Genomic DNA, 990 nt, shown 5'->3' on the forward strand with positions numbered 1-990 from the left:
CGCGCCTCAGTACAACACTACGGATCGGATCGACTCCCCGCGCTTCATCAGGTCGAAGCCCTCGTTGATGCGCTCCAGCGGCAGCGTGTGCGTGATCAGGTCGTCGATGTTGAGCTTGCCATCCATGTACCAGTCGACGATCTTCGGCACATCGGTGCGGCCGCGCGCGCCGCCGAAGGCCGAACCCTTCCACTCGCGGCCGGTCACCAGCTGGAACGGGCGCGTCGAGATCTCGGCGCCGGCCTCGGCCACGCCGATGATGATCGACTTGCCCCAGCCCTTGTGGCAGCACTCCAGCGCCTGGCGCATGACCTGCGTGTTGCCGATGCATTCGAACGAGTAGTCCGCGCCGCCGTCGGTCAGCTGGATGATGTGGTCGACCACGTTCTCGACCTGCTTCGGGTTGATGAAATGCGTCATGCCGAACTTGCGCGCCATTGCCTCGCGCACCGGGTTCAGGTCCACGCCGATGATCTTGTCGGCGCCCACCATCTTCGCCGCCTGGATCACGTTCAGGCCGATGCCGCCGAGGCCGAACACCACCACGTTGGCGCCGGCTTCCACCTTGGCGGTGAACAGCACCGCGCCCACGCCGGTGGTCACGCCGCAGCCGATGTAGCAGACCTTGTCGAAGGGCGCGTCGGGACGGATCTTCGCCAGCGCGATCTCCGGCACCACGATGTGGTTGGCGAAGGTCGACGTGCCCATGTAGTGGAAGATCGGCTTGCCGTCGAGCGAGAAGCGCGAGGTGCCGTCCGGCATCAGGCCCTTGCCCTGCGTGGCGCGGATCGCCTGGCACAGGTTGGTCTTGCGCGACAGGCAGAACTTGCACTGGCGGCATTCCGGCGTGTACAGCGGAATCACGTGGTCGCCGGGCTTGAGCGAGGTCACGCCGGGGCCGACGTCGGTGACGATGCCGGCGCCTTCATGGCCCAGGATCGCCGGGAAAATGCCTTCGGGATCGGCGCCGGACAGCGTGTAGTAGTCGGT

General features: G+C 66.1%; 1 protein-coding gene. It reads right to left on the reverse strand.

What is annotated here, in order from left to right; translation table 11 throughout:
• Positions 1-6 precede the first annotated feature (6 nt).
• Positions 7-990, reverse strand: a 984-nt coding sequence (locus J8I34_RS34185; protein ID WP_209808594.1) for an S-(hydroxymethyl)glutathione dehydrogenase/class III alcohol dehydrogenase, incomplete at its 5' end; no start/stop codon positions are given.

Source organism: Cupriavidus phytohabitans, from assembly GCF_017815025.1.
Taxonomy (GTDB): Bacteria; Pseudomonadota; Gammaproteobacteria; order Burkholderiales; family Burkholderiaceae; genus Cupriavidus.